The organism is Planomonospora algeriensis (assembly GCF_977012225.1).
The window spans coordinates 1-1,670 of record NZ_CDRNDK010000807.1 but is presented as its reverse complement, the minus strand read 5'-3'; the positions used below and the strand labels follow the sequence as shown (position 1 = coordinate 1,670).

2 protein-coding genes are annotated in these 1,670 nt (G+C 74.9%); one reads left to right on the top strand and one right to left on the bottom strand.

Annotated elements, in window-relative coordinates; all coding sequences use genetic code 11:
- Positions 1 to 171 precede the first annotated feature (171 nt).
- Positions 172 to 846, bottom strand: coding sequence for a helix-turn-helix domain-containing protein (locus ACWJ6R_RS35975; RefSeq protein WP_449066487.1), 675 nt, complete (start codon positions 844 to 846; stop codon positions 172 to 174).
- Positions 847 to 1,158: 312 nt separating this feature from the next.
- Between ACWJ6R_RS35975 and ACWJ6R_RS35970 the strand changes: the two genes are divergently transcribed.
- Positions 1,159 to 1,670: nitroreductase/quinone reductase family protein (locus ACWJ6R_RS35970; RefSeq protein ID WP_449066486.1), on the top strand; the 512-nt coding region annotated here is incomplete at its 3' end.

Here is a 1,670-nt window from a genome sequence, read left to right as displayed (position 1 = left end):
GTCGTCCACCAGGACCACGCGAATCACATCCATGCCGTCAGCTCTCCTCACCTCGACCGCCGATGACCGAGCCTTCCAATCGACCCTGTCCAGCGGGAGACCATCAAAACACGGATCGGAGTGCGGCGGGCACGCGGGTGCCCGCCGGATCCCCGGCTCCGGGGCGGAGGGTCACGATCCGTGCCGGATCCGGCGGCCGGAGACCTCGCTGGGAACGATCTTGACGTAGAGGTCGCGCGTGCCGCCCGCCCAGGACTGCACACCCGCCGCCTCCACCGCCGCCTGCTCGTCGGAGGAGGAGACCAGGTGCGCCCCGCCCCGGATGAGCACGCTCCAGCCCTCCCGGTTGGGGTCGTCGATCCGGTCGACCTCGAAGGCGACCTTGAACTCGACCCCCGGGACGCCGGTGCTCAGGTTCGCGGCGAACGGGCCGTCGGCGGCGGTGCGGAAGACCACGGCGTTGTCGTGCAGCACGTAGTTGACCGGCAGGATCGTCGGCCCGCCGCCGTCGTCGAAGGCGACCCGGCCCACGCCGCCGGGGAAGATCAGGTGCAGGCACTCGTTGGGGTCGAGTCTGTCCAGTGAGGCATCGGCGGCGGCGGGGCCGCGTCCGGGCGGCAGGTCCACCGTGCCTCCCAGCAGTTCCTCCGGGCTGGTCTGCAGGGCGGCGGCCAGCTTCTGCACGGTCTCGCCGGCGGGGGAGGCCGCGGCCTCCTCCAGGTAGGCGAGGTAACCGGGGTCGATCCCGGCCCGCTCGGCCAGCCGTTCCCTGCTGAGGCCGAGGGTCTCACGCCTGGCCGCGACCCGGCGGCCGAGATCGCCGGGGGCCGTGATGCGTTCGGTCATGGGTTCTCCCGATGAAGAAGGCGGAGGTGGTCCCGGGCACCGGATCGCCCCGGAGCCGGGGTGCGCGGAGGCGGTCCCGGACGCCGGATCGCCCCGGATCCGGCGTGCCCGGAACCGGATCACTCCGGACCTCCCCCGCCCACGTGACTCTAACCCGTGCTCCGGCCGCCGGACGACCGTCATGATCGATCGCCATCGTAGGACGGGGGCCGGAAGGCCCTGCGGGCCGGAGGTCCCGTCCCGCAGGGTCTTTCGGCCCCTGCGGGACGGCGGTGGCGGGCGGTCGAATGGGGGTGACCGCAGGAGGACGACATGGTGATGCCCCGGCCACCGGCCGCGGGCGGCTCGCGCGCACTGCCCGGAGCCGCCGGCGGGGCGGCCCTGCCCGATGCCGACGCCCCCGCCGCCGGCTCTCCGGCCCGCGATCCGTCGCGCGCGGTCCGGAACCGCCTGGTGAACCCGTTCGTCCGCCGGCTGCTCCGCTCGCCCCTGCACGACCTGCTGAGCGCCTCGGTCGCGCTGGTGACCGTACGGGGCCGCAGGAGCGGCAGGGAGATCACCGTGCCCGCGAACTACGTGGAGAGGGGCGGCGAGCTGCTGCTGGTCAGCCACCGGAGCCGGACGTGGTGGCGCAACCTGTCCGGCCCCGGTGAGGTCCCGGTCCGGGTGCGCCTGCGCGGGCGCGAGTGGGAGGGCGCCGCGAGCGTGTCCCCGGACGCCCACCGGGTGGCGGAGACCCTGCTGGAGATGGCGTCGGCCCGGGCCGGCCGCGGGCGCGGCCGGCCCGCCTGGGCCGCGACGGGTGGCGATCCGGATCCGCCTGG

Coding starts and splice junctions, on each gene's coding strand:
- ACWJ6R_RS35975 (WP_449066487.1), bottom strand. CDS start 846: ATGACCGAACGCATCACGGCCCCCGGCGATCTCGGCCGCCGGGTCGCG.